Annotated in this window: 20 protein-coding genes; 9 read left to right on the top strand and 11 right to left on the bottom strand. The window is 73.3% G+C overall.

All coding sequences use genetic code 11. From position 1 onward, the window contains the following. Nucleotides 1-164: 164 nt before the first annotated feature. The 4 genes from Q8X39_RS19600 to Q8X39_RS19585 all read right to left on the bottom strand — a co-directional run bounded on the left by Q8X39_RS19600 (nt 165) and on the right by Q8X39_RS19585 (nt 5943). Nucleotides 165-2069: a TRAP transporter large permease subunit gene (locus Q8X39_RS19600; RefSeq protein ID WP_305751387.1), complete on the bottom strand. Its 1905-nt coding sequence runs from the start codon at nt 2067-2069 to the stop codon at nt 165-167. Continuing rightward, the gene (locus Q8X39_RS19595) at nt 2066-3112 is read right to left on the bottom strand and encodes a TRAP transporter substrate-binding protein (RefSeq protein ID WP_305751386.1); all 1047 of its coding nucleotides are present in this window, start codon (nt 3110-3112) and stop codon (nt 2066-2068) included. The genes Q8X39_RS19600 and Q8X39_RS19595 overlap by 4 nt, the downstream gene beginning before the upstream one ends. A gap of 25 nt (nt 3113-3137) precedes the next feature. Then, nucleotides 3138-4067 carry a TRAP transporter TatT component family protein gene (locus Q8X39_RS19590; RefSeq protein ID WP_305751385.1) on the bottom strand — a complete coding sequence of 310 codons (930 nt, stop codon included), beginning with the start codon at nt 4065-4067 and terminating at the stop codon, nt 3138-3140. 121 nt (nt 4068-4188) lie between these two features. Continuing rightward, on the bottom strand, nt 4189-5943 hold the full coding sequence (locus Q8X39_RS19585) for an alkaline phosphatase D family protein (RefSeq protein ID WP_305751384.1): 1755 nt from the start codon (nt 5941-5943) through the stop codon (nt 4189-4191). Nucleotides 5944-6179: 236 nt separating this feature from the next. On the opposite strand from Q8X39_RS19585, the gene Q8X39_RS19580 reads away from it, so the two are divergent. Both Q8X39_RS19580 and Q8X39_RS19575 read left to right on the top strand, forming a co-directional pair. After that, the gene (locus tag Q8X39_RS19580; protein WP_305751383.1) at nt 6180-7256 is read left to right on the top strand and encodes a galactose-1-epimerase; all 1077 of its coding nucleotides are present in this window, start codon (nt 6180-6182) and stop codon (nt 7254-7256) included. 29 nt (nt 7257-7285) lie between these two features. Next, on the top strand, nt 7286-7942 hold the full coding sequence (locus Q8X39_RS19575) for a nucleoside/nucleotide kinase family protein (protein ID WP_305751382.1): 657 nt from the start codon (nt 7286-7288) through the stop codon (nt 7940-7942). A 3-nt stretch (nt 7943-7945) separates the two neighbouring features. On the opposite strand, the gene Q8X39_RS19570 is transcribed toward Q8X39_RS19575, so the two are convergent. The 6 genes from Q8X39_RS19570 to Q8X39_RS19545 all read right to left on the bottom strand — a co-directional run bounded on the left by Q8X39_RS19570 (nt 7946) and on the right by Q8X39_RS19545 (nt 19133). Then, complete coding sequence (locus Q8X39_RS19570; RefSeq protein ID WP_305751381.1) at nt 7946-8209, bottom strand: ATP-binding protein; 264 nt, start codon at nt 8207-8209, stop codon at nt 7946-7948. A gap of 50 nt (nt 8210-8259) precedes the next feature. Beyond that, the gene (locus tag Q8X39_RS19565; RefSeq protein ID WP_305751380.1) at nt 8260-12729 is read right to left on the bottom strand and encodes a cellulose biosynthesis protein BcsC; all 4470 of its coding nucleotides are present in this window, start codon (nt 12727-12729) and stop codon (nt 8260-8262) included. Then, a complete protein-coding gene (locus Q8X39_RS19560) occupies nt 12726-15104 on the bottom strand; it encodes a cellulose biosynthesis cyclic di-GMP-binding regulatory protein BcsB (protein WP_305751379.1) in 2379 nt (792 codons plus the stop codon). The genes Q8X39_RS19565 and Q8X39_RS19560 overlap by 4 nt, the downstream gene beginning before the upstream one ends. Before the next feature lie 34 nt (nt 15105-15138). After that, nucleotides 15139-17310: a UDP-forming cellulose synthase catalytic subunit gene (gene bcsA / locus Q8X39_RS19555; RefSeq protein WP_305751378.1), complete on the bottom strand. Its 2172-nt coding sequence runs from the start codon at nt 17308-17310 to the stop codon at nt 15139-15141. A gap of 206 nt (nt 17311-17516) precedes the next feature. Next, a complete protein-coding gene (locus Q8X39_RS19550; RefSeq protein ID WP_305751377.1) occupies nt 17517-17801 on the bottom strand; it encodes a hypothetical protein in 285 nt (94 codons plus the stop codon). A 513-nt stretch (nt 17802-18314) separates the two neighbouring features. After that, nucleotides 18315-19133: an IclR family transcriptional regulator gene (locus tag Q8X39_RS19545; RefSeq protein WP_407068038.1), complete on the bottom strand. Its 819-nt coding sequence runs from the start codon at nt 19131-19133 to the stop codon at nt 18315-18317. A gap of 181 nt (nt 19134-19314) precedes the next feature. Between Q8X39_RS19545 and Q8X39_RS19540 the strand changes: the two genes are divergently transcribed. From Q8X39_RS19540 to Q8X39_RS19510, 7 genes are all read left to right on the top strand, one after another. Continuing rightward, complete coding sequence (locus tag Q8X39_RS19540; protein WP_305751376.1) at nt 19315-20271, top strand: MBL fold metallo-hydrolase; 957 nt, start codon at nt 19315-19317, stop codon at nt 20269-20271. 3 nt (nt 20272-20274) lie between these two features. Further along, the gene (locus Q8X39_RS19535) at nt 20275-21915 is read left to right on the top strand and encodes an FAD-dependent oxidoreductase (RefSeq protein WP_305751375.1); all 1641 of its coding nucleotides are present in this window, start codon (nt 20275-20277) and stop codon (nt 21913-21915) included. Between the two features lie 27 nt (nt 21916-21942). Next, entirely contained in the window at nt 21943-22179 is a 237-nt protein-coding gene (locus Q8X39_RS19530) for a DUF2783 domain-containing protein (RefSeq protein WP_305751374.1), read from the top strand. A 28-nt stretch (nt 22180-22207) separates the two neighbouring features. Further along, entirely contained in the window at nt 22208-22747 is a 540-nt protein-coding gene (locus Q8X39_RS19525) for a VOC family protein (protein WP_305751373.1), read from the top strand. Continuing rightward, nucleotides 22747-24072, top strand: coding sequence for a fumarylacetoacetase (fahA, locus tag Q8X39_RS19520; RefSeq protein WP_305751398.1), 1326 nt, complete (start codon nt 22747-22749; stop codon nt 24070-24072). Before Q8X39_RS19525 ends, fahA begins: the two co-directional genes overlap by 1 nt. Before the next feature lie 28 nt (nt 24073-24100). Further along, nucleotides 24101-25081, top strand: coding sequence for a DMT family transporter (locus tag Q8X39_RS19515; RefSeq protein WP_305751372.1), 981 nt, complete (start codon nt 24101-24103; stop codon nt 25079-25081). A 110-nt stretch (nt 25082-25191) separates the two neighbouring features. After that, nucleotides 25192-25611, top strand: coding sequence for a VOC family protein (locus Q8X39_RS19510; RefSeq protein WP_305751371.1), 420 nt, complete (start codon nt 25192-25194; stop codon nt 25609-25611). Between the two features lie 4 nt (nt 25612-25615). Here Q8X39_RS19510 and Q8X39_RS19505 read toward each other — a convergent pair whose 3' ends face one another. Then, the gene (locus Q8X39_RS19505; RefSeq protein WP_305751370.1) at nt 25616-25864 is read right to left on the bottom strand and encodes a hypothetical protein; all 249 of its coding nucleotides are present in this window, start codon (nt 25862-25864) and stop codon (nt 25616-25618) included. Between the last annotated feature and the right edge of the window lie 14 nt (nt 25865-25878).

The raw sequence follows: 25878 nt of genomic DNA, 5'->3' as shown, positions 1-25878 counted from the left end.
AGTTCCGTGACTTCCCCCTTGGACGAGGGGACCCGCAGGCCACGACGGCGGGATGGACGAGAACGAAGTCTCATGCTGCGCCAGGCCCTGTCGGGCATGGCCGACAGGCGCAGGCTCAGCTCATGAGCCTGCGCGGGGCGACGGCCTGGGCCGCCGGGACGGCCTCAGCGCGAGCCGAGCCAGCCGGGCAGTGCCGTCGCCAGCCAGGGCATCGTCGAGATCGCCAGCGTGCCCAGGAAGATCGCCAGCACCGCCGGCAGCACCGACTGCGCGATCACCCGCAGCGGCTTGCCGAACATCGACGCGGCGAAGTAGATGTTCATGCCGGCCGGCGGACACAGGAAGCCCATCTCCATGCTGGCCAGGAAGATGATGCCGAAGTGGACCGGGTCGATGCCGTAGCTCAGTGCCACCGGCAGCAGCAGGGGCACCAGCACGACGATGGCGGCGTAGATCTCCATCAGCGCGCCGGCGGCGAACAGGAACAGGTTGAGCGCCAGCAGGAACAGCCAGCGGTTCGGGATGCGGCCCTGCACCCACTCGATCGCCGCGTCGGGGATGCCGGCGTCGATCAGGTAGTTGGTCAGGCCCAGCGCCATGCCCAGGATCAGCATCACGCCGCCGATGATCTGGGCCGCGTCCGACAGCGTCGTAGCCAGCTGGCGCGCGCTCAGTTCCCGGTGCGCCAGCACCTGCGTCAGCAGCGCGTAGACGGCGGTCAGCGCGGCGCTCTCGGTCGGCGTGGCGATGCCGCTGACCAGCGAGCCGATGGCGACGAACGGCGCGAGGATCTCCCAGCGGGCCCGCCACAGCGCCCGGCCGATCTCGCCCCGGTTGGCGCGCGGCGCGCTGGTGGTGGCGGCCGCCGCGGCATCGGTGACGTTCCGGTCGCGCCGCAGGTAGCCGCCGAAGACCAGCAGGAAGCCGATCATCACCAGCGCCGGGATCACGCCGGCCAGGAACATCGTGTTGATCGGCACCCGCGCGACGATCGCGTACATGATCAGCGGCACCGACGGCGCCAGCAGCACGCCCAGCGCGCTGGCGCTGGTGACCAGGCTGATGCCGCGCTGTTCGGGGAAGCCGGCCTGACGCAGCATCGGCAGCAGCAGGCCGCCGAGCGCCAGGATGGTCACGCCGCTGCCGCCGGTGAAGGCGGTGAAGCACGAGCACAGCACGGCCGCTGCCAGGACCGTGCCGCCGACGCCGTGGCCGAACAGGGCCTGGAACACGTCGCCCAGGCGCCGCGCCGCGCCGGTGCGGGCGAACAGCAGGCCCGCCAGCGTGAACAGCGGCAGCGCCGGCAGCGACGGGTTGACCGTGATCTGGTAGTGCGACAGCGCGACCGAGGCCAGCGGCAGGCCGTCCTGCCAGAACAGCGCCAGCGCCAGGCCGCCCAGCACCGTGAAGATCGGCGCGCCGGTCAGCAGCAGCGCCAGCAGCACCAGGCTGACCGGGCCGAGCGCCAGGTCCGCGCCCTCGAAGTGCAGCGCCAGGGCCGCGCCCAGGGCCGGCAGCAGCAGCATCACCAGGGTCCGGACGACGCCGTTCCAGGCGCCAGCCGGCAGGCCGGCCGTCGCGCGCCAGCCCAGCCGCGCGCCCAGGCCCAGGAAGCCGATCGGCATGGTCGCCTGCACCCAGGCGATCGGCAGGCCGTAGGCCAGCGCGTGGCCGACGCTCGCCTCGCTGGCGACCAGCTGGCCACTGGCCGCGCCAAGCACGCCGCAGACCAGCGCCGATCCGGCCGGTGCGAAGACCCGCACGGAGGCCTGCCAGCGTGCGCCGCCCAGCATCGCCAGGCTGTTGCCCAGCGAGCTGAGGTGGCCGCCACGCTCGGCCGCCAGCGCGCCGAACATCGCCAGCACCAGGCCCAGGTGCTGCACCAGCACCGGCGCGTTCTGCACGCCCGCGCCGAGCAGCGGCCGCAGGACGATCTCGACCAGCGGGATCAGCGCCATCAGCGCCAGCGCCGCGCCGGCCAGCACGCCATCGAGGCGGCCGAGCCGGCCGAGGATGCCGGGTGGTTGCAGCGGTTGCGGCAGGTTGGCGGGAGACGCGCCGGCGCTCATCGGCCGCCGCCGGGGTTGGCGGCGCGGTAGGCCTTCAGGTGGGCGAAGACCTCGTCGAAGGTCTCGGCCGGGACCATGGTGCCGCGGATGCGCGGGTAGAGCCGCTCGGCCAGGTCCTGCCATTCGCGCATCTGCGCGGCGTTCGGGCGGTTGACGACCAGGCCGCGCTTCTTCATCGCCTCGACCGCCTCGTCGACCTCCTGGCGGGCCTTGGCGCGCATCTGCGTGCCGGCCTTCTCGCTGGCCGTGCGGACCTGCGCCTGGGCCTCGGGCGTCAGCTCGTCCCAGGCCTTGCGGGTCAGCACCAGCGCGCCGACGATCGGCGCCCAGTTGATGTCCAGCATGTTCGGCGCGGCGTTGTAGACCTGGCTGGCCAGCGCGAAGTAGGGCGTCGCCGGCACCACGTTGATCATCCCGGTCTGGATCGACGGCAGGATGTCGGTCGTCTCCAGCGGCACCGGCGTGTAGCCCAGGCTCTTCATGATCTCCTGCTGGGCGGTCTCGCCGCCCCAGGCGAAGAACTTCATCTTCTTGTAGTCATCGGGCCGGAAGGCCGGCTCCTTCGAGAAGAAGCGGACCCAGCCGGCGTCGCCCCAGGCCAGCACGACGAAGCCCTTGTCGAGGAAGCGCTTCTCCATCGCCGGGCGCATCTTCTCGCGCACGTGGTCGATCTCCTCCCAGCTGCGGAAGGCCAGCGGCAGCGACTGCAGCGCGGCGATCGACGGCTCGATCTCCTGCAGGCCGACGACCGACAGCAGCGCGCCCTGCAGCTGGCCGATGCGCATGCGGCGCGCCATCTCGGCCTCGCCGCCCTGGCTGCCGTCCGGGTAGACCAGGAACTTGCCGCTGCCGCCCTGCGAGGCACGCCAGGCCTCGCCGACCTCCATCAGCTGGCGGTGGTACAGCGAGTTCTTGGGCACCAGCGTGCCGATGCGCAGGGACTTCTCGGCCGCCAGCGCGGGCTGGGCGGGCAGGGTGCAGCAGGCGGCCAGCGCAAGGCTCAGGCCGAGCTGACGCCAGAGGTGGCGTCGCGTCGTCAGCATGTCGGGTTCCTCAGGGGTCGGGGGTTCAGAACAGGTCGTCGACCTGGCCCAGCAGCCAGTCGGCGCGTTCGCGCATGGCCTCGTTGCCGACGTCGCGGTGGGCGACGGCGATGGCGCGGGCCTGGCCCAGCAGGGCCACGAAGGCGGCACGGTCGCCGGCCGGCAGCGCGAGGGTCTCGGCCTTGGCGACGCGCGGACCGGCCTGGGTCGGTCCGCCGGCGGCGATGGCGCGGTCGAAATAGGCATCGGCGCGGGCGCGCGAGCCGCCGGCCCGGGCGGCCTCGAAGCTGCCCATCAGGCTGGCCAGCGCGCCCTGGCCGTGGTCGGGCTCGACCGCGTAGGCCAGCGTCGCCAGGCGCACCGCCAGCGGCAGGTCGGCGACGGCGTCGGGATCGTCCTTGGACAGCGAGATCGCGCCGCCCCAGGATGCGGCGGCCCAGTAGGCCAGCGCGACCTGGGCCGGCCGGATCACCGGCCAGCGCGCCGGGTCCGGCGAGGCCAGGGCCTGCGCGAAGCCGGGCGTGGCGGCTTCGAGCGCGGTCATCGCATGGCGGTGGGCGCGGCGGTAGAGCCGGGCGGCGCGCTCGCGCAGGGCTTGCGCGGCGGCGGCGTCGCGGGCCTCGATGCGGTCGGCATCGAAAGCCACGAAGGCATAGGCGTACTGGGTGTAGCCACCGGCCACCGCGCCGGCCAGGCCGATGTGGCCGGGCGTCTGGCGCAGCACCGATTCCGACAGCTTCAGGTGGAAGGCGCTGGCCTCGCGGGCCAGCTGCAGGTCGTCCTCGGCGACGGCCGGCGGGGCCGCCAGCTCATCGGCCAGGCGTTCGGTCAGGAAGCTGCGGGTCGAACAGCCGCTGGCCAGCGCGGCGACGAGCAGCCAGCCGCCCAGCCGGCCGCCGGTCGAGAGGGCCAGCGAGGCGGGCGCGGTGACGCGGCGGGAGACGGATCGGAGCATCGGCGGCGGCGGGCTGATCGAGAACCGCCGCAGCGTAGTCAGGCTCTGTGACAGGCATGCGATCACCCGTCACGGTGCCGCCCGGGCGCCTTCCGGCGACCGGGCGTGCCACCGGCCGCGCTCAGGCCGTCGGCTCGATCCGGCGACCGTCGACGCCCGCACGGGTGCGCAGCGTCGGGCCGACCTGCACCGTCAGGTCGTGGCGGGCAATGGTCTCGACGAAATGCCACTGCGCCTGCACCGCCTCGGGCGTCGCGTCGATCACCAGGTAGCCGCGCCGGCTGGTGTCGGCATAGACCAGCGGGCCGATCAGCTGCTGCAGCGCGGCGGCGAAGAACTGCGGGTTCTCGTTCGGGAAGATCGTCTCGAAGCCCGGCGAGCTGACCGAGGGCGTGGCGAACTCGACGCCGACGGGCCGGCCGCCGAAATCGGTCAGGTCGCTGGCCCAGGCGTTGTGCGTGTCGCCGGCCAGCACGACCAGGTTCTTGTCCAGGCCGAAGGCGGCGCCGAGCAGCTGCTCGCGGGCGACCGCGTAGCCGTCCCAGGCGTCCAGGTTGTAGGGGATGGACGGGGCGCGCAGGATGGCCAGCTCGGCCGCCGACAAGGTCTGCGGCGCGCTCGCCGCGCGGGCGGCCAGCGCGGCATAGCCCGACACCGAGATCTGGCCCAGCAGCAGCGGCGCGGGCACGTTCATGCGGGCCATCAGCACCTGCTGGCCCAGCACCTGCCAGCGCGCGGTCGAACGCGCCATCTGCCCGATCAGCCATTGCTGCTGCTCGATGCCCAGCAGCTGGCGACCCGGCGCGGCCAGGTCGGCGGCGTAGCGGGCGGCGTCGAAGCCGGTCGCGCCGACGTAGTCGGAGACCGCCATCTGGCGGTCACGGCCGATCACGCGGGTGTCGAGCATGTGCAGCGACAGCAGGTCGCCGAAGTCGAAGCTGCGGTAGATGCGGTCCGGGCGCTGCGGGTCGGGCAGGCGGGTCGGCATCCACTCGTGATAGGCCTGGATCGCGGCGGCGCGGCGCTGCTGCCAGTCGCCTTCGGTGGCCGGATCGTGGTTCTCGGCACCGTCGGACCAGGTGTCGTTGGCGATCTCGTGGTCGTCCCAGACGGCGATCAGCGGCATGGCCGCATGCAGCGCCTGCAGGTCCGCATCGGTGCGGTACTGGGCGTAGCGGGCGCGGTAGTCGGCCAGCGTCAGCAGCTCGCCGGCGGGCAGGACCTCGCGGCCGAGCGCGGCGGCCTGCTGCGAGGCGTACTGGCCGCGGCCATATTCGTAGATGTAGTCGCCCAGGTGCACGGCGGCGTCGACGTGCGCCAGTTGCGCGGCGGCGCCGTAGGCGTTGAAGTGGCCGGCCGGGTAGTTCGAGCAGGAAAACACCGCCAGGCGGACCTGCGAGACGCCGCCGCGCGGCAGCGTGCGGGTGCGGCCGACCGGCGACCAGACGCCCTTGCAGCGGAAGCGGAACCAGTAGGTCGTGCCCGCGCGCAGCCCGCCCGCGTCGACCTTGGCGGTGTGGTCGGTCAGCGCCGAGGTGCGGACCTGGCCGTGCGCGACGATGCTGCGGAACTCCGCGTCGCGGGCGACCTGCCAGTGCAGCGCGAGGCGGCGCGGCTCGCGGTCGTCGTCGTGCGACCCGTCTTCTCCGGACGCCTGCGCCGGCGGCGTCACGCGGGTCCACAGCATCACGCGGTCCTGCAGCGGATCGCCGCTGGCCACGCCGTGCAGGAAGGCCGGCCGGTGCGCCGTCCGTTGGTGATCGTCGTGGCCGTCGTCGTCGCCGTCAGGGCGATCGGCGGCGTGGCTCAGGCCGCCGACGGCGAGCGTGCCGGCAGCGACGGTGCGGATGAAGGAACGGCGGCTCGTGTCGGTCATGGCGTGGGCGGCGCGGCTGCGCGTGGCGTGAGGTTGCTTGGGTTCGGAAGGAAGCCCGATCCTGTCCAAGCGACGTGACGCGCCAGTGACCTGCGGGTAGGCCCTGACGCCCGCCACGCCACGGGCGAGAATTTGTTGCCCTTGCCTTCGCCTTCGCCCTTGACGGCGCCCTGCTGCAGCGCCTCCCGTCCGAGGGCCTGCTGGCCTGAGGCCCGAACCCGGATCCCCCATCCCCGATGACCATGAGCCCCGACAGCCCCCTGCCCACCGATCCGTCCACCGATCCCTGGGCCCCCGCCCGCCTCTACACCCTCGAGAACGCCGCCGGCCTGCGCGTGCAGGTGCTCGACCACGGTGCGACCTGGGTCTCCTGCAGCGTGCCGATGATGGACGGTCGCCGCGAGCTGCTGCTCGGCTGTGCCAGCCTGGCCGACTACCAGCGCCAGCGCGCCTACCTCGGCGCGACGGTCGGCCGCTACGCCAACCGGGTGCGCGACAGCCGCTGCGTCGTCGACGGCCAGCCGGTCACGCTGCTGCCCAACGAGGGCCCGCACCAGCTGCACGGCGGTCCGGACGGCTACGACCGCCGCACCTGGACGGTCGAATCGCACACGCCGCAGCGCCTGGTACTGGGCCTGGTCTCGCCCGATGGCGACCAGGGCTGGCCCGGCGAGGTCCAGGCCCGCGTCAGCTACACGCTGGGCCAGGACCTGGCGCTGGAGATCGCCTTCGAGACCTCCGTCAGCCGCGCCTGCCCGGTCAACCTGACCCACCACGCCTACTTCAACCTCGACGGCGATGCCGGCGAGGCGACCCGCAAGGTGCTGGCGCACCACCTGCAGGTGCTGGCGCCGGCCTGGCTGCCGGTCGGCGCGGACCTGCTGCCGGCCGGCGAGCTGGTGCCGGTCGACGACAGCGGCTTCGACCTGCGCGAGCTGCGCCGCCTCGACCAGGCCATCGCCGCCGAACCGGCGCTCCAGGTCGGCCAGGGCTACGACCACGCGCTGGCGCTGGACCCGTCCTGCGCCGATGCGCTGCGGGCGGCGGTGCGGCTGCTGTCGTCCGACGGCCGGGTGGCGATGTCGCTGGCCACCGACCTGCCGGCGCTGCAGGTCTACAGCGGCCAGGGCCTGGCCGGCGTGCCGGCGCGCGACGGCAGCGTCTACCCGGCCCATGCCGGCATCGCGCTGGAGCCGCAGTACCTGCCCGACAGCCCCAACCACCCGGTCGCGCCGCCGCACTGGCCGGACGTGGTGCAGCGCCCCGGCCTGCGCCGCCGGCATGTCAGCCGGATGTTCTTCGACGTGGCGTGAGCCATCCCCAACCCCTGCTGGACCCCACCATGACCCCAGGCCCCACGCCCCATCCACTCGATCCCGCCATCGTCGCGCGTGCCCGCGCACTGGCGCAGCCCGGCCAACGCCGCCTGCTGGGCCTGGTCGGCCCGCCCGGCGCGGGCAAGTCCACGCTGGCCGCCGCACTGCTGGCGGCGCTGGGCGAGCTGGCGGTGGCCGTGCCGATGGACGGCTACCACCTCGCCCAGGTCGAGCTGGAGCGGCTCGGCCGGGCCGGCCGCAAGGGCGCACCCGACACCTTCGACTCGGCCGGCTATGTCGCGCTGCTGCGCCGGCTGCGCACGCCGGTGGCCGGCGAGACGGTCTACGCGCCCGATTTCCGGCGCGAGATCGAGGAGCCCGTCGCCGGCGCGATCGGTGTCGCGCCGGACGTGCCGCTGGTCATCACCGAAGGCAACTACCTGCTGCTGGACGCGGCCCAGGCGCCCGGCACGCACTGGCCGGGCGTGCGCGCGCTGCTCGATGAGGTCTGGTACCTCGACGTCGACGACGGCCTGCGCAACGGCCGGCTGGTCAGCCGCCACGAGCAGCACGGCCGCAGCCCCGAGGCCGCCCGCGCCTGGGTGGCCGGCACCGACGAGCCCAACGCCCGCCTGATCGCGGCGACGCGCGAGCGGGCCCACTGGCAGGTCCGCTGGGGCTGAGTTTCAGGGCTTGGGCGCCGCCGGCCGGACCGCCACCCGCCGGACCATCGCGATCGCGTCGAACGGGCAGCGCACCGCGCACTTCGCGCAGCCGGTGCAATCCTGCGGATCCCGCAGCGTCGAGGTCTTGCGGCCGTCCGGCCCCTGCACCACCAGCGACAGCAGGTGGACATGACAGGTCGGCACGCACCAGCCGCAGCCGGTGCAGCGGTGCGGGTCGATGACCGGCAGGGCGGTCGACGGCGGGGCGGTGTTCGGGGCGGGCATCCGGGCGCGATTCTGGTCCGCGCCCGGGCCTTGCGCCGCCGCCGTCCGGATCACTCCAGCATCGATCCGGGCATGCGCAGCGGCGGGTTCGTGCCCGCCGGGTCGAAGTTGACGCGCAGGTAGACCGCACCGCTCATCTGCGTGTACTGCGAGGCGTTGTCCAGCGCCAGCTTGCTGCCCAGCGACAGCTGCGGGCCCAGCCGGTATTCGGCCGCGCCCTGCAGCGCGATGCTCAGCCCGATCGAGCTGCGGCCCGGGTGCTGCGCCTGGTTCGCCAGCCCGAGCGCGACGCGGTCACCCAGCTGCTGCTGTGCGGCGCTGTCGGTCGGGTAGTAGGGCGCGGCGTCCTCGCGCCAGGCCTGCAGGCCAGGGGCGACGTGGAGGCCCCAGCGCAGCCCGGCGCGCTGGCCCAGCAGCGCGATCGGCGCGGTCAGCGTCACGCTCTGCTGGGGGCTGAAGTAGCCGCCGTGGCCGAGCGTGAAGTGGCGCAGGTTGTAGGCGTGGTGGGCGTAGCTGAAGTCCAGGCCCCAGTCCAGGCGTCGACCCGGTTCATCGATGCCGCGCCAGCGCGTGCCCGCGCCCAGTTCGAGGCGGCTGTTGTCGCGCACGCCCTTGCCCTGCAGCAGGTGAACGCCGGCATGGGCCAGCAGCTGCAGGCCGTCGTCGCCGCGCCAGTTCAGCGAGCCCTGCACGCCGGTGGCGGTCACGCCGCCCCAGGTCTGGTTGGTGCGGGCGTCGCGCATGCCGGCCCAGGACAGCACGCTGTCGGTGACGGCGCGGCGCGACACCTCCGCGCCATAGCCCATGCGCGAGCCCCACTGGCCACCGACGCGCAGCCCGCCGACCACGTTGACGACCGGGAAACCCAGCGGCGTCAGGCCGATGTCACCGGCGAGGTGGCGCCCGGCCAGGCCGATGCCCAGGCCGACACCGGCGGCCGAGACCGATTCGCTGCTGCGCGTGCCGCCCAGGGCCTGGCTGCCGAACAGCGTGGCCTCGTCGTTGCCCTGGCCGGGCGAGCCGGCCTCCAGCATCGTCGGCACGGCCTTGAGCGTCAGCAGGCCGACGTCGCCGATGGGGGTCTGGAAGCCGACCGGCGCCCGCACCTCGACCAGCTGCGAGGTGCCGCTGTCGCCGCTGCGCCAGCGCAGCGCGGCACCGCCCTCGAAGGCGCGCGTGCCCCGTTCGGCCAGCACCTCGGCCAGCTCGTCGTTGAGGCCCTTGGACAGCGCCAGGCGCGGCGAGGGCGACAGCGGCGAGACGGGGGCCAGCGGTGCCGCCCCGGCCTCCGCCTCGGCCTGCGCCAGCCGCTCGGCGGCGGCCGTGCCACGCGGCGGCGGCAGGCGGCCCGGCGCGGTGCGGTTGCCGGCGAGACCGGCGGGCGCACCGGCAAACGTCGCGGCGGGGATGCCCGCCGACGTCGGCGGCAGGTCGGCCAACAGGTCAGCCGGGCTGGCGCTGGTCATGCCTGCGGCCGGGCGCGGCTGGCGCGGGCCGGCGTCCCAGGCGCCGGCTGCGTCGCGCGGCTGGCCTGGGCCGTACCCGGACGGCGCGCCGGCGGCGCCGGACACCGGCTCGGCCTGTGCGCCGCGCAGCCAGGCTTCGGTGGAGGTCTGCAGCACCGCCGATGGCCTGGCCGCCGAATTCGCTGCCGCGAGGGCGGCCGGGTTGCCACGCAGCGGACGCTGGCCGGCGGTCTGGCCCAGCGCGAGCGTCGAGCTGGCATCGCTGGATGCGGTCGGGACCGACAGCAGCGGGTTCAGCGCCGGCATGGCCGGCAGGCCGCTGCCGATCGGGCGACCCCAGCTGGCGTCCGGCTCGGCCGGGCGTTCCTGCGAGCCACGCCGGAGCGGCGTGCGGGCCCCGCCGGGCGAGACCGGACTGCCCGGTCGCTGCGCCGCGATGGCCGCACGCAGGTAGTCCGCCGCCAGCCGCAGCTCGCCGCGGGCGCGGTGGTGGCGGCCGTATTCGGCCAGCACGCGCGGGTGGTTGGGGGCGATGCGGGCGGCCTCGTCGAGCGAGGCGAGCGCCAGCGCCGGATCGTCGGCGGCGGTGGCCGCAGCCGCGCGTGCCAGCCAGGCGTCGAGGCTGCCGGGTTCGGTCGCCAGCACCGCGTCGACGACATCCAGCGCCTGGGCCGGATCGCCGACGGCGACGTGCAGCCGCGCCAGCGCCAGCGCCAGCCGGCTGTCGCCGGGGCGTTCCTGCAGCATCGGTTCGAGCTGCTCGTAGGCGGCGGCGGTGTCGCCGCTCTCGCGCAGGCGGTCGACCTGGCGCAGCGTCAGGCCGACGCGCAGGCCATCGAGCTGGTCGCGCTGGGCCGGCGACAGCGCCTGGCCGGCCAGCGTCGACAGCAGGCTGGCGAGTTCGCTGTCCTGGCGGGCGCTGTCGAGCAGCTGGGCGTATTGCAGCCGGGCGCCGACGTCGCGTGCGCCGGCCTGGCCGCGGTCCTGGCCGCGCTCCTGCGACAGCGCGCTGCGCAGCAGCTGCAGCCCGCGCGCCGTGTGGCCGGCCTCGCCATAGGCGTTGCCGACGCTGGCCAGCAGCTCCGGTTCGCGGCCGGCGTCGGCCTGGGCTCGTTGCAACGCGGCCAGCGCGGCCACGCCCTGGCCTTGCGCGCCCAGCTCGCGGGCCTGGGCCAGTCCGAGCTGCACGCGCAGCTGGCGGTGCAGCTTGGCCATCTCGGGGCGGCGTTCGGCGGGTGCGATGCGGTCCAGCGCCTGCAGGCCGGCGACGGGTGCCTGCTGGTCGGCCTGCCACTGCGCCAGCGCGAACCAGGCGTCGCCGCCGCGCGGGTTCTGCGCCGCCAGGTCGTCCATCAGCCAGCGGGCGTCGTCCGTCCGGCCCTGGGCCGACTGCAGCTGGGCCAGATTCAGGCGCAGCCACGGGTCCTGCGGATTCAGGCGCAGCGCCTCGTCGAGCTGGGCCTCGGCGCGCGCCAGGTCACCGCGCTGCCTCGACGCGGCGGCGTCCTGCTGGAGCAGCAGCGCCTGCAGCGGCGCGCGACCGCCGACGGCCTGGACGCGGGCTTCGGGCAGCGCATCGATCGCCACGCGGGCCTCGTCGCTGCGGCCCAGCGCGTGCATCGCGCGGGTCCAGCCGCGCCAGGCATCGGGCTGCGGCGGGTCGAGCGGCAGGGCGGTCCGGTAGTGGCCTTCGGCGGCGGCCCAGTGGCCCAGCTCGGCCTGCACGTCGCCGGCCTCGACCCAGGGCAGGGGATCGCGGGCGTCGAGCTGGGTGGCCTGCCGCAGCGTGTCCAGCGCGGCCTGGTGGCGGCCGGCGGCGCGGGCCGTCTCGGCTTGTTGCAGCAGCATGCGCACCTGGGCGTTGACGTGCGCACCACGCCACGGGCTGCGCGCCTCGCCGCTCAGCGCGACGGCCTGACCCAGCAGCTCGCGGGCCTCGCCGTAGCGGCCTTCGCGCAGCCGCACCACGCCCAGGCCGCCGAGCGCGTCGGGATCCTTCGGGCTCGTTTGCAGCAGCCGGGCAAAGCGCTCGCCGGCACCGGCCAGCTCGCCCTTCTGCAGGGCGTCGAAGCCCTGTCGGCGGCTGACCACGCGCGGATCGCGCTCGCGCGCCTCGGCCTGCCGCCGGGCCTCGTCGCTGCCCTTGAGCAGCTCGTCGAGCCGGCCGCGCACGGCGCTGTCCTCGCCGGCCTGTTCCAGGTGATCGCGCAGCAACGCCGCATCGGCCGGCTTGAGCGTCAGCCACAGCAGCGACTGGCGCCAGGCCTCGCGCGCCTCCTGGCGTTGCGCCGGGCTGGGCGTCGACGGCGAGACCGTGCCGCCGGCGTCGCCGGCCTGGCTCAGCGCGGCCAGGCGGGTGATGGCGTCGCGGCGGCTCGGCTCGCGGTAGCTCATCACCTTGGCCAGGGCCAGGCGGATGCGCACGTCCTCGGGCTCGGCCTGCGCCAGGCGTTCCAGGCCGCGCCGGGCCTCGTCCCAGCGCGAGGTGCCGGCCAGCGTCTGGTAGTACTCGATGGCGAGCGCGCCCTGCGGGTTCGGGTCGGCCAGCAGCAGCTCGTACTGGCGCGCGGCGGCGTCGTACTGGCCGGCGCTGGCGAGCTGGCGGGCCTTCTGCAGCTGGCCGGTGTCGCCGGCCGCGCCTTCGCGCTGGCGGGCCTCCAGCCGGCGCAGGCCGGGATGGTCCGGACGGACCTTGCGCAGCGTGGCCAGCGTGGCGGCGGATTCCTCGGGCTGGCCGAGGTCGATCTGGGCCTGGGCCAGGCCCTGCAGCGCCTCGGCGTTCTGCGGCTCGAAGGCCAGCAGCTTGCGCCAGGCGGCGGCGGCCAGGTCGGCGCGGCCGCGTTCCTGCCAGCGGCGTGCCTGGGACACCAGGGTGCGGACGGCGGTGCTGTCGGCGGCGGGGCCGGCCGATGCGGTGGAGGCGGTGGAGGAGGCCGGTGTGGCGCTGGTCGTGCCGGGCGAGACGGCCGGCTGCGCGGTGGCGGCCGTCGCGAGCGGTGCGGTCAGGCCAGCCAGGGCCAGGGCGGACGCCAGGGCGGTGAGTCGCGGGGTCATGGGCGGGGCTCCGGCGCGGGGCGCATCAGGGGCGGATCGGAAGGCATCGGTGCGTCGGCGGCAACCAGGCGGCGTGCGGCCAGGCGGCGCAGCTGCGCCGCACCGGTGAGCGCCAGCACGACCGCCAGCAGCAGGCTCAGCAGCGCCAGCGTCAGCGGCTGCTGGGCCAGCGTGTAGCGCAGGCGGTCGAACAGGCCGACGTTGCCGACGTGGTAGGTCACGCCGCCGTCGATGCTGCGCAGGCCGTCGGACTCGATCAGCGTGGCCGCGCCGCGGGTGCGGGCGATCAGCGCCGGCTCGATGAACAGGCTGGAAACCGTGCGCAGCTGGGCGTTGTCGCTGCCGGTCAGCGCGACGACGGTGTGCCCGCCCGCCAGCGGCGACTCGAAGCCCAGCATCGCCGCGCCGCCGGCCGCCGTGCGGTAGCCCGGCAGCGGGCCGCCGTCCTGTCCCGGCAGCAGGCCGGTCAGGCGTCGCCACAGGCTGGGCGGCGGTGGCTCGCTGCGGGCGTCCAGGTGCATGGGCAGGTGATCGGCCCAGTGGCGCAGCAGCGGCTGGCGGGTCGGCGTGCCGATCAGGACCAGGTCGCGGTCCTGCAGCGTCAGCGTGTCCATGCCGAAGGCCACCTGCACCGCGACGCCTGCGGTGCCGGTGCTGCGGCCGGCGTGGCCCATCAGGTCGAGGTAGACGTCGATCTCGGTGGCCTCCGGTGCGTCCGGCAGCAGCACGGCGGTGCCGGCCAGGTCGGCCAGTCGGCTGTACGGGAAGGCGCTGTTGGCGAAGGCCGCCAGGTCGGGCAGGCCGATGAAGTGCGGCACGCCGGAGAAGTCGATCGTCGAGCCGCCGTCGATGCCAGTGCGCTGCTGGCCGCCGGCCTGCACGGTGGCGCAGGGGTCGTCGATCGGCGCGTCGTAGTCGAAGCGCAGGCTGAAGCGGCTTTCGGGCAGCCGGCTGACCAGGCCGCCAGGCACGGCGACGCGGCTGCTGCGCTGCTCCAGCAGGTCCGCGCCCGCGCCGCTGTGCTGGCGGCCGATGCCGTCGGGCAGGCCGAAACGGCCGGCCGGCTCAAGCGTGAAGCTGCGGATCGGCGTGCCGTTGAAGGCCAGGTGCAGGCCCGAGCGATCGGCCTGCGGCGGCGGCGTGTGGTACCAGCGCAGGTCGACCGGCACACGCGCCTGGCGGGCGAAGTGCAGGTCCGGCGGCAGGCGCAGCGTCAGGTCCAGCGGGGCCGGGTGCGGGCCGACGCCCGACAGCCGCGAGACCCGCTCGATCTCGTCGAAGCGCACCGGCCGGTCGGTCGGCAGCCAGCGCGGCGCGTCGTAGGGCTTGCGCGGCGCGTGCGCCTGGGGCGGGCCGACGCGCAGGCGTTCACCGCGGAAGTCGCCGGCGCGGCCGAGCCGGCCGGTGGCCAGCGCGTCGGCGGCCCACTTCAGCTCGTCGGCATCGCGGCCCAGCACCAGCAGCAGCTTGGCGCCGCTCTGGCCGGGATGCTCGGCGACCGCCAGCGTCGGGCCGTCGATCGGCGGCAGCACGATGCCCGGCACGCGGCTCTGCGGCGTCGCCAGCACGACCGCATGCGAGGCCGGCAGCGCACCGCCCAGCTGGCTGCGGAAGGTCGCGCCGCGGTAGCTCGCCTGCACGCCGAACCAGGACGCCAGCACGCCGGCTGCCTGCAGGACGCGCGCGCCGGGCTGCTCGGGCAGGACCATCGCCAGGTCGAGCCGGCGGTTGTCGCGGTCGTCGAAGAAGGGCGCGGGCAGCAGCGCCAGGTCGGCCGCCACCGGCAGCGGGGCGACCGTCATCGTCAGCAGCGATTCCGGCAGGACCTGGGCCCACAGGCGCTCGCGGTCGACCCGGTTGCACAGCCGCTCACGCGGCATCGCCAGGGCCACGCCGATGCGGTTGTGGTCGCTCAGCAGGCGCGGGTCGATCTCGATCTCGCGGCTCATGCGGGCGACGTTGCCGTCGCGCTCGACCGGCAGCTCGGCAACGGTCTCGTCGTTGACCGTGACGCGCAGCAGCGCCTGCTGCAGGGCCAGCTCGCTGGACAGGCCCAGGTCCAGGCGCAGCACCAGCCGGGTCACGACCTCGTCGGCACGGACCGAGAAGGGCACCGTGTGGCCGCCGTCCAGCGGCAACAGCCGGCGCGGCTCGGTCTGGCCGAGCTGGCGCAGCGTGAAGGCGACCGGGCGCGGTGCGGTGGCGGGCGTGGCCGGGGCAGCGGCCAGGGGGGCCGGCACGGGGCGGCCGGGCTGGGCCAGCGCCGGCGTGACGGCCGGTGGCGCCAGCAGCGCCGCCGAGGCGGCGATGGCCAGCGCGGCATGGCGCAGCCGGCGGTGGCTGGCCAGGGAAGGGGACAGGTGCGGGGAAGTCATGGCGGCTTTCACGTCGAACGTCGGGCATCCGCCATCAGGCGTCGGGACCATCGGCCGGGGCCGGGCGGCTCTCGCGCCGCCAGGGCAGCAGCTGGGCGCAGCCGCGCAGGCCGTGCGCCATGACGCGGAACATCGAGATGAAGGGCCGGTCGTCGGTGCGCTGGGCCGGGCGGGTCAGCCAGGCATCGGCCCGGGCGAAGGTGCACTGCACCAGCTGCGATTCCTGCGCCAGCGACATCGGCCCGAAGCGCAGCCGCAGCTGGCCGCCGTCGGTGTCGACCACCTGGGCGTCGAAGGCCGAGGCCAGCCCGCGCCGGTACAGCACCACCTGCACGGCGGTGTCGGGCGCGACGGCGGTGCCGTCCTCCAGCCGCAGGCGCAGGCCGCCTTCGGAGACGTCGGAGGTGCGGCCCGGCAGGCTGCGGCCGTCGGCCAGGCACAGCGTGGCGGGGATGTCGAGCACCACGCGGTGCGAGCCGCGCACCTGGCGGGCCTCGGCGGCGGCGGCCAGCGCGGAGCCGACGATGACGATGTTGTAGGCCGTCCAGACCAGGTTCAGCACGATGGTCTCGATCTCCGGGGCCGGCCACCAGAACAGCCGCAGCCCGCCGACCACCAGGCCGGCGATGTTGAGCACCAGCAGGAAGAGGTAGGGCCGCGCGATCTGCCAGTCGATGTAGCGCGAGGCCACCAGGCCGCCCTTGGGCGTGACGTTGAAGGAGCCGGCCTTCGGGTTGATCAGCGCCAGCGTGGTCGGGCGCAGGATGTACCAGGCCAGCACCGTCTCGTAGACCTCGGCCCAGAACGAGTGGCGGAAGCGGCCCTGCACCCGCGAGTTCGTCATGTTGGCGTGCACCAGGTGCGGCAGCGCCATCGCCGCGATCATCAGCGCCGAGGCGTTGATGACGTGGGCCTCCAGGAACAGGTAGGCCAGCGGCGCGGTCAGGAAGATCAGCCGCGGCAGGCCGTAGAAGAAGTGCAGCATCGCGTTCACGTAGCACAGGCGCTGGGCCAGGCTCAGGCCGCGTCCGACCAGCGGGTTGTCGATGCGGAAGATCTGCGCCATGCCGCGGGCCCAGCGGATGCGCTGGCCGACGTGGGCCGACAGGCTCTCGGTGGCCAGGCCGGCCGCCTGCGGCAGGTTCAGGTAGGCGGTGGTCCAGCCGGCGCGGTGCAGCTTCAGGGCGGTGTGGGCATCCTCGGTGACGGTCTCGACCGCGATGCCGCCGATCTTGAGCAGCGCGTCGCGGCGCAGCACCGCGCAGGAACCGCAGAAGAAGGCGGCGTCCCACAGGTCGTTGCCGTCCTGCACCAGGCCGTAGAACAGCTCGCCCTCGTTGGGCACGTGGCGGTGCGTGCCGAGGTTGCGCTCGAAGGGGTCGGGCGAGAAGAAGTGGTGGGGCGTCTGCAGCATCGCCAGCTTGCGGTCCTTGAGGAACCAGCCGACCGTCATCTGCAGGAAGGAGCGGGTGGGGATGTGGTCGCAGTCGAAGATCGCGACCAGGTCGCCGGAGGTCTGCTTCAGCGCCGCGTTGATGTTGCCGGCCTTGGCGTGCTTGTTGTCCGGGCGGGTGATCCAGCGCACGCCGGCCTGTTCGGCGAAGACGCGGAACTCGTCGCGCCGACCGTCGTCGAGCAGGCAGATGTTGAGCTTCTCGCGCGGCCAGTCCAGCGCCAGCGCGGCCAGCACGGTCGGCTTCACGACCTTGAGCGGCTCGTTGTAGGTCGGGATCAGCACGTCGATGGTCGGCCACTGGTCGATGTCGGCGGGCATCGCGACCGGCTTGCGGCCGAGCGGCCAGATGGTCTGGAAGTAGCCCAGCACCAGCACCAGCCAGGCGTAGATCTCGGCGGCGATCAGGCCCATGCTGAAGAAGGTGTCCAGGCCGGCGCCGAAGTCGATGGTCTCGGACAGCCGCCAGTACAGGTAGCGGCTGGACATGACCAGCGACACGCAGGTCAGCGCCAGCGTCGCGGTGCGGCCGGGCCAGCGCTTGACCACCATCGCGATCAGCAGCGTCACCAGGCCGAAGACGACCTGCTCGATCAGGTTCAGCGGCGCGGCGATGACCACCAGCAGCAGGAAGACCGCGACCAGCAGCAGCGGCACCAGCCAGAGCGGTCGCAGGTGCGAGGTCGCGGGCCGGCGCTGGGCGGCGCGGGCCGGCGGGCTCGACGGGGGTGGAGCGGATCCGGAGGTGGACATGGTGGCGTGGCGATCAGGAGAAGGGAAAGGGGATCGGGAACGGGAAAGCCTGCTGCGAGCTGCGTCGGCCGCTCGGTCACGGCAGACCGGCCGGGCGCGCACGGACGCCGTCCCGCGCCGCCAGGGCGGTGCGTGATCCGGATCGGGATTCGGTGGGGACGGGTCGTGAGCGGGGGCGGGCCGGCATCAGCTGGCATCAGCCGGCATCAGCCCGGCGAGGCGTCCGGCAGCCCGTAGCGTGCGGCGGCGATGCGGGCGTAGGCCTCGCCGCGGGCGATCGGTTGCGCCTTGGGGTGCGAGCCGACCGGTTGCAGCACGCCCAGGGTCAGCGGCGTGCCGGGTTCGGCCAGCGAGATGGGCGGCGATGCTTGCGGCAGCTCGGGCAGCTCGGGCAGCAGGTCCGGCAGGGCCGGTGCGTCGAATTCGCGGTATCCGTCGGAAACGGCGCCGACCTGTCGGAACAGGCGGGCAAGGTCGTCGTGAGCATCCATGGAGAGGTCCTTCGCATCAGGAGGCCGGTGGGCCAAGACCGTGCGCTCGGGCCGGATCGACCTGGAACAAGGCGGATGACCTTGTGTCCGGTCCGGCAGGTCCGCCGGCATCGCCGATGGGTCGACGCCGATGGCCTGCTCCGGTTCGAGCAACCCCTTCGAAACGGGCCAGGTTTGGCGACTGGACCGGCCCGGACATGGATCGCACCGAGCCTGGACTGCCGCTCTCACCCCGTCGCCAGGGCACCTTGCCTCTTGGATGTCTGGATCCCGCGATGGGCAAATCGCAAAATCCATCACCCGATATGAAACAGTCTGTTAACAAATGTGAGTTTATCGGCGCGGGACCCTGGCCACGATGTCGAAAACGCAATCGATCTTGTAACGCTTGGGATCTGGGGCTCTCAGTTCATCCTGATGCCCCGTTTTGTCAGATTTGGAGCGGTTGTTGTTGCAATTCGTACCTTTGGTGCAACAACGGGACGCCGATCTGAAAGACCCTGCGCCCGACCGTCAGCCGCGCCAGCCGATCCGGCGCGAGATCGCCTGGGCGGCGTCGCGCAGCGGCGCGAGCAGCGGGCTGGCGGCGTCGACCGGCAACGCGGCGCTCGGGCCGATCGCCACCAGCGCCAGGACCATCGCGCCGAAGCCGTCGAACACCGGCGTGGCCAGCGCGCTGACGCCGGGCATCGAGCCGTCCACACGCGCCGCCCAACCCTGGGCACGGACCTGCGCCAGCGTGGCCGCAAAGCCGGCATCGGGCGCGTGGCCGCTCTCGGCGCGCAGCACCTGGGCGACCTCGGCGGCCGGCCGGTGGGCGGCGAACAGCAGGCCCGAGGCCGTGCCGTCGAGCGACACCACCGTGCCGTGGCGCATGTTGACGTGCACGGCGGTCGGGCCTTCCTCCAGCCGCACGACGGTCGGCCCGCGGTTGCCCCAGACCGCGATGGCGACCGTGTGGCCGACCTGCTGCGCCAGCGCCGGCAGCTCGGCGCTGGCCAGCCGCACCGGGTCGAACTGCTGCAGGCTGATCAGGCCCAGCTGCAGCGCCAGCGGCCCCAGCCCGTAGTGGCCGCTGCCGGCGTCCTGCACCACCAGGCCGAGCTTGCCGAAGCTCACCAGGTAGGGATGGGCCTTGGCCGGGACCATGCCGGCCTCGCGCGCCAGGTCCTTCAGCGCCATCGGCCGGCCGACGTGGGCCAGCGCGATCAGCAACTGCCCGCCGACCTCCACGCTCTGGATGCCGCGCGGGCCACGTGGCGCGGCGCTGTCGGCGTCGGCCTCGACGGGGTCCGGTGCATCGAGGTTCAGGGGCAGGGCGGCGTCGGTCACGGGCGGGCTCGGGTTTTCACGTAGACGAATGAGTTAGACATTAGCAAACGGGTTGCCTAAGATCAAGCCTCGTTCGGATAAGTCGAACTCGTTAGACATCGGCGAACTTTGTCCGTTGGCCTGTCCACGACCCGGGTTCGACGACCCCTGCCCCGCCTTCCCCAACCCAGCCGCCGCCACCATGAGCACCAAAGCCTTCGCCAGCCAGGCCGACCTCGTCGAGAAGCAGGTCAGCTTCACCCGCCTGTCCGAGAACGCCTACGCCTACACCGCCGAGGGCGACCCGAACACCGGCGTGATCGTCGGCGACGACGCGGTGATGGTGCTGGACACCCAGGCCACGCCGGTGATGGCGCAGGACGTGATCCGGCGCATCCGCGAGGTCACCGACAAGCCGATCAAGTACGTCGTGCTGAGCCACTACCACGCGGTGCGCGTGCTGGGCGCGAGCGCCTACCAGCCCGAGCACATCATCGCCAGCCGCGACACCTACGACCTGATCGTCGAGCGCGGCGAGCAGGACAAGGCCAGCGAGATCGGCCGCTTCCCGCGCCTGTTCCGCAACGTCGAGAGCGTGCCCGCCGGCCTGACCTGGCCCACGATCACCTTCACCGGCCGCATGAGCCTCTGGCTCGGCCAGCTGGAGGTCCAGCTGATCCAGCTCGGCCGCGGCCACACCAAGGGCGACACGGTGGCCTGGCTGCCCGAGCAGAAGATCCTGTTCTCCGGCGACCTGGTCGAGTTCGACGCCACGCCCTATGCCGGCGACGCCTACTTCCAGGACTGGCCGAAGACGCTCGACCAGATCGCCGCGCTGCAACCGCGCGCGCTGGTGCCCGGCCGTGGCGCGGCGCTGACCACGCCCGAGCAGGTCCAGGCCGGCTTGAAGGGCACGCGCGACTTCATCTCCGACGTCTGGACCCACGTCAAGGCCGGGGTCGATGCCGGCAAGACGCTCAACGCGGTCTACAAGGACACCTATGCGGCGCTCAAGCCGACGTACGGCCATTGGGTCATCTTCGACCACTGCATGCCCTTCGACGTGACGCGCTGCTACGACGAGGCGACCGCGCATGCCGACCCGCGCATCTGGACGGCCGAGCGCGACCGCCAGATGTGGGAAACGCTGGAGGGCTGAACCGTGCTGTCGACCTACACCTACCCGAGCTTCGCCTACCGCCGGCCGCCCGAGCTGGACGCCACCGCCGACGCGCCGGTGCCGCGCCGGCCGGTGGTGGTGGTCGGCGCGGGGCCGGTCGGCATCGCGGCGGCGATCGAGCTGGCGCAGCAGGGCCTGCCGGTGCTGCTGCTGGACGACGACGACACCGTCAGCATCGGCTCGCGCGGCCTGTGCTACGCCCAGCGCACGCTGGAGATCCTCGACCGCCAGGGCTGCGGCCAGGCACTGGTCGACAAGGGCGTGACCTGGAACGTCGGCCGGACCTTCCTCGACACCGAGGAGGTCTTCCACTTCGACCTCGTCGCCGAGGCCGGCCATGAGCGCCCCGGCATGGTCAACCTGCAGCAGTACTACCTGGAGGAGTTCCTGCTCCAGCGCGCCGCCGAACTGCCCGGCATCGAGCTGCGCTGGAAGCACAAGGTGGTCGGCGTGAGCCCGGACGGCGCCGGCGCGCGCCTTCAGGTCGAGACGGCCGACGGCGTGTTCGCGCTCGACGCCGACTGGCTGGTCGTGGCCGATGGCGCGCGCAGCCCGATCCGCCGTCTGCTGGGGCTGGAGATCGAGGGCCAGGTCTTCAAGGACCGCTTCCTGATCGCCGACGTGGTGATGAAGGCCGACTTCCCGGCCGAGCGCTGGTTCTGGTTCGACCCGCCCTTCCACCGCGGCCAGAGCGTGCTGCTGCACCGCGAGGCCGACAACGTCTGGCGCATCGACTTCCAGCTCGGCTGGGACGCCGATCCGGAGGAGGAGAAGAATCCCGAGCGCGTCATCCCGCGCATCCGCCAGATGCTGGGCGACGGCTGCGAGTTCGAGCTGGAGTGGGTCAGCGTCTACACCTTCCAGTGCCGCCGCATGACGCGCTTCCGCCACGGCCGGGTGCTGTTCGCGGGCGACGCGGCGCACCAGGTCTCGCCCTTCGGCGCGCGCGGTGCGAACTCGGGCATCCAGGATGTCGACAACCTGGGCTGGAAGCTCAAGGCGGTGATCGACGGCGTGGCGCCCGAGTCGCTGCTCGACAGCTACTCGGACGAACGGGTCGTCGCGGCCGACGAGAACATCCGCAACAGCACCCGCTCGACCGACTTCATCACGCCCAAGAGCCGGGTCTCGAAGACCTTCCGCAATGCCGTGCTGGGGCTGGCGCGCCAGCACCCGTTTGCCCGTGCGCTGGTCAATTCCGGCCGCTTGTCGGTGCCGACCTTCCTGACCGGCTCGGCGCTGAACACGCCCGATGCCGAGCCTTTCGACGGCTGGATGGTGCCGGGCGCGCCGCTCAGCGATGCCCCGGTGGTGCGCAACGGCCAGGCCGACTGGCTGCTGCGCCAGGTCGGCGGTGGCTTCACGCTGCTGGTGTTCGGCGACGCCGCGATCGAGCTGCCGGCCACGCCGGTGCCGCTGACCGTGCGGCGCGTCAAGCAGCCGGGCTCGCTGGTGGTGGCCGGCGAGCTGATCGACAGCGAGGGCCTCGCCGCCCGCCGCTGCGATGCCCGCCCCGGCACGGTCTACCTGATCCGGCCGGACCAGCATGTGGCGGCCCGCTGGCGCCGCTTCGACGCGGCCGCGCTGCAGGCCGCTCTGGCCCGCGCGCTGTGCCTGAACTGAACTGAACTGAACCGGGGAGGCCCGCCCATGTCGCTGCAACACCTCAACACCCAGCCGAACTTCGGCATCCCCGGCCAGCGCCAGCTGCGCGCCTACACGCCGGGCGACGACTTCTACGAAGCGCTGATCGACAGCCACCGCGACCTGGACGACGAGCAGAGCGAGCAGCTCAACGCCCGCCTGGTGCTGCTGCTGGCCAACCACATCGGCGACCTGCGCGTGCTGCGCGAGGCGCTCGCCGTCGCCCGCGACGGCATCGCCTGATCCGACCCATCCGACTGGAGAACGACCCATGAAGATCGACCGCATCCACCACGTCGCCTACCGCTGCCGCGACGCCAGGGAAACCGTCGAGTGGTACGGCCGCATGCTCAAGATGGACTTCATGCTGGCGATCGCCGAGGACCTGGTGCCCAGCACCAAGGAGCCCGATCCCTACATGCACATCTTCCTGGACGCCGGCCACGGCAACGTGCTGGCCTTCTTCGAGCTGCCGACCAAGCCGCCGATGGGCCGCGACCCGAACACGCCGGAATGGGTCCAGCACATCGCCTTCCGGGTCCAGGACCGCGAGGAACTGCTGGCCTTCAAGACCCACCTGGAAGCCGAGGGCGTGAACGTGCTCGGCGTGACCGACCACGGCGCCTTCCACTCGATCTACTTCTTCGACCCGAACGGGCATCGGCTCGAACTGGCCTGCCCGGACCCGGACGAGGCCGACATGCTGCGCCGCATGGACGCGGTGAAGTGGCAGATGCTGGAGGACTGGAGCCGCACCAAGCGCGCACCCGCGCACGCCGCCTTCTTCCACCAGCGGGAGTTCAAGCAGTGATCGCGGCGATCGACGAGACCCACGATGCCGGGCTGACCAGCTGGGTGGCGTCGGCCAACGTGGCCGACACCGACTTCCCGATCCAGAACCTGCCGTTCGGCCGTTTCCGCCCGGTGGCGCCGGGCGGCCCAGGCGTGGCCCTGCGGGTCGGCGTGGCGATCGGCGACGAGGTGCTGGACCTGTCGCTCGCGGCGTCCGCGCCCGGCTGGCCGGCCGAGGTGCAGCCGCTGCTGGCGCAGCTGGCGAGCGGTGACCTGAACGGCTTCATGGGCCTGGGCCCGGCACCGCACCGGGCGCTGCGGCTGGCGCTGAGCCGGGCGCTGCGCGCGGGCTCGCCGATGCAGGCGGCGCTGTCCGGTGCGCTGCGGCCGCAGTCTCAGGCCGGGATGGCGCTGCCCTGCGAGATTGGCGACTACACCGACTTCTACACCGGCATCCACCACGCCACGACGGTGGGCACGCTGTTCCGGCCCGACCAACCGCTGCTGCCCAACTACAAGTGGGTGCCGATCGGCTACCACGGCCGCAGCTCGTCCATCGTCGTCAGCGGCACGCCGGTGCGCCGGCCACGCGGCCAGGTCAAGGGGCCGGACCATGCCGAGCCCATCCTGAGCCCGAGCCGCCGGCTCGACCACGAGCTGGAGCTGGGCGCGGTGATCGGCCGCGGCAACGCGCTGGGCACGTCGATCGGGCTGGACGAGGCCGAGGACCACCTGTTCGGCATCGTGCTGCTCAACGACTGGTCGGCGCGCGACGTGCAGGCCTGGGAATACCAGCCGCTGGGCCCCTTCCTGGCCAAGAACTTCGCCAGCACGGTGTCGCCGTGGATCGTCACGATGGAGGCGCTGGCGCCCTTCCGCGCGCCCTTCGTGCGGGCCGCCGAGGACCCGCGGCCGCTGCCGTACCTCGACGCGGCCGGCAACCGCGCCGCCGGCCAGCTCGACCTGGTGCTGGAGGTGCAGATCCAGACCGCCGCGATGCGCGCGGCTGGCCTGCCACCGCACCGGCTGTCGACCAGCCGCACGCTGCAGGCGGCCTACTGGACCTTCGCCCAGCTGGTCACGCACCACAGCGTCGGCGGCTGCAACCTGCGCAGCGGCGACCTGCTCGGCAGCGGCACGCTGTCGGGCCCGGCGCCGGACCAGGGCGGCTCGATCCTGGAGCTGAGTGCGGGCGGCAAGCGCGCCCTGGAACTGCCCGGCGGCGAGACCCGCACCTTCCTGCAGGACGGCGACACGGTCATCCTGCGGGCCTGGGGCGAGCGGCCCGGCGCCCGCCGCATCGGCCTGGGGTCGTGTTCGGGAACGGTGCTCGCCGCTGCGTGATCGGGGTGGCGGTGTCAACATCGCGGACATGAGCAGGCCCGATTCCGCCAACCGGACAGACACCCGGACAGACACCCCGCCGATCGATCGCCGCGTCCCCTCCGAGACCGCCGGCATCGCGCTGCTGGTGGCCGCCGTGGTCTGCTTCGGCGGGCTCGACACCAGCGGCAAGGTGGCCGCCGCCTCGGTGCCGGTGGCGCTGGCGATCTGGGTGCGCTACGTGGTCCAGAACATCCTGTCGCTGGCGCTGATGTGGCCGCAGCACGGCCGGGCGCTGTTCCGCACCGCCCAGCCCGGCGGGCAGGCGCTGCGCGCGCTGCTGCTGGTGGGCTGCAACGGCCTGGCCTTCCTGTGCCTGGGCACCCTGCACGTCGGCGAGTTCACCGCCGTGATGATGCTGACGCCGCTGCTGATGACCGTGGTCGCGGCCTGGGGCCTGGGCGAGCGGGTCTCGGTCTGGCGCTGGGCCTGCCTGCTGGGCGGCTTCGCCGGCACGCTGCTGGTGATCCGGCCGTCCCGCGAGGTGCTGCACCTGAGCACGCTGCTGCCACTGGTGCTGGTCGTGCTCAGCGCGGCCTTCCAGATCCTCACCCGCACGCTGGCCCGCACCGACCTCGCGGCCACGACGCATGTCTGGTCCGGCCTCGGCGGGCTGGTGCTGACCTCGCTGGCGCTGCCCTGGGCGTGGCAGTCGCAGCCGCTGTCGATGTGGCTGCTGATGGGCCTGATGGGCGTGCTGGGCGGTGCCGGCCACTACCTGCTGGCGCTGGCCTACACGCGGGCCGGCGTGGCGACGCTGACGCCCTTCCTCTACCTGCAGGTGCCGATCGCCACGCTGGGCGGCTGGCTGGTGTTCCAGCACCTGCCCGATGGCCTGGCGCTGCTCGGCATCCTGGTGGTCTGCGGCTGCGGCGTGTTCGGCACCTGGCTGATCGCCTGCGAGCAGCGCGCCGCCCGCCAGCTGGCGCGTGACCCCGCCGCGCTGGTGCCGGCGGGCGAGGCCGGGTAGACCAAGCCGATGACCCGTCCCATGACCCGGCCGATGACCCGGCCGATGACCGCAGGCGCGGCCGATGTCGGCCCGACCTTCCCCGATCCTTCATTCCTGAAAGCAAACCGATGCGCTACCTGCACACCATGGTCCGCGTGACCGACCTCGAGACCTCGCTGCGCTTCTACCGCGACGCCCTGGGCCTGGAGGTGATCCGCACCCACGAGGCCCCGGCCGGACGCTTCACGCTGGTCTACCTGGCTGCGCCGGGCCAGTCCGAGGCCCAGGTCGAACTGACCCACAACTGGGACCCGGAGGTCTACACCGGCGGCCGCAACTTCGGCCACCTGGCCTACGAGGTCGATGACATCCACGCCACCTGCCAGCGCCTGGTCGACCACGGCGTGACCATCCTGCGCCCGCCGCGCGATGGCCGCATGGCCTTCGTGCGCTCGCCCGACCAGATCTCGATCGAGCTGCTGCAGGCCGGCGCGGCGCTCACGCCGGTCGAGCCGTGGGCGTCGATGCCCAACGTCGGCAGCTGGTGAGCGATCAGGCCGCCTGGCCGTCGCGGCAGGCGGATGCGACCAGCGCGTGGCTGCCCTGGCGGGTGATGGCCAGCCGCAGCCTGAGGCCGATCGCCAGCGTGTCGAACGCGACGCCGGGCGTGCTGCGGGTCACGCCCCAGACGACGCCTTCGCCGTCTTCCAGGTAGGCCAGCCCGACCTGCGGCATCACGTCCAGGACGGTGGCGATCACCTGGGTGACGGGGGACTCGGGGTTCTGCGGGGTCGTCGACATGGGGCACTCGTGTG

Source organism: Leptothrix discophora (assembly GCF_030705305.1).
Lineage (GTDB): Bacteria > Pseudomonadota > Gammaproteobacteria > Burkholderiales > Burkholderiaceae_C > Sphaerotilus > Sphaerotilus discophorus.
The sequence above is the reverse complement of the archived record's forward strand: the minus strand, read 5'-3'. Positions and strand labels throughout refer to the sequence as shown.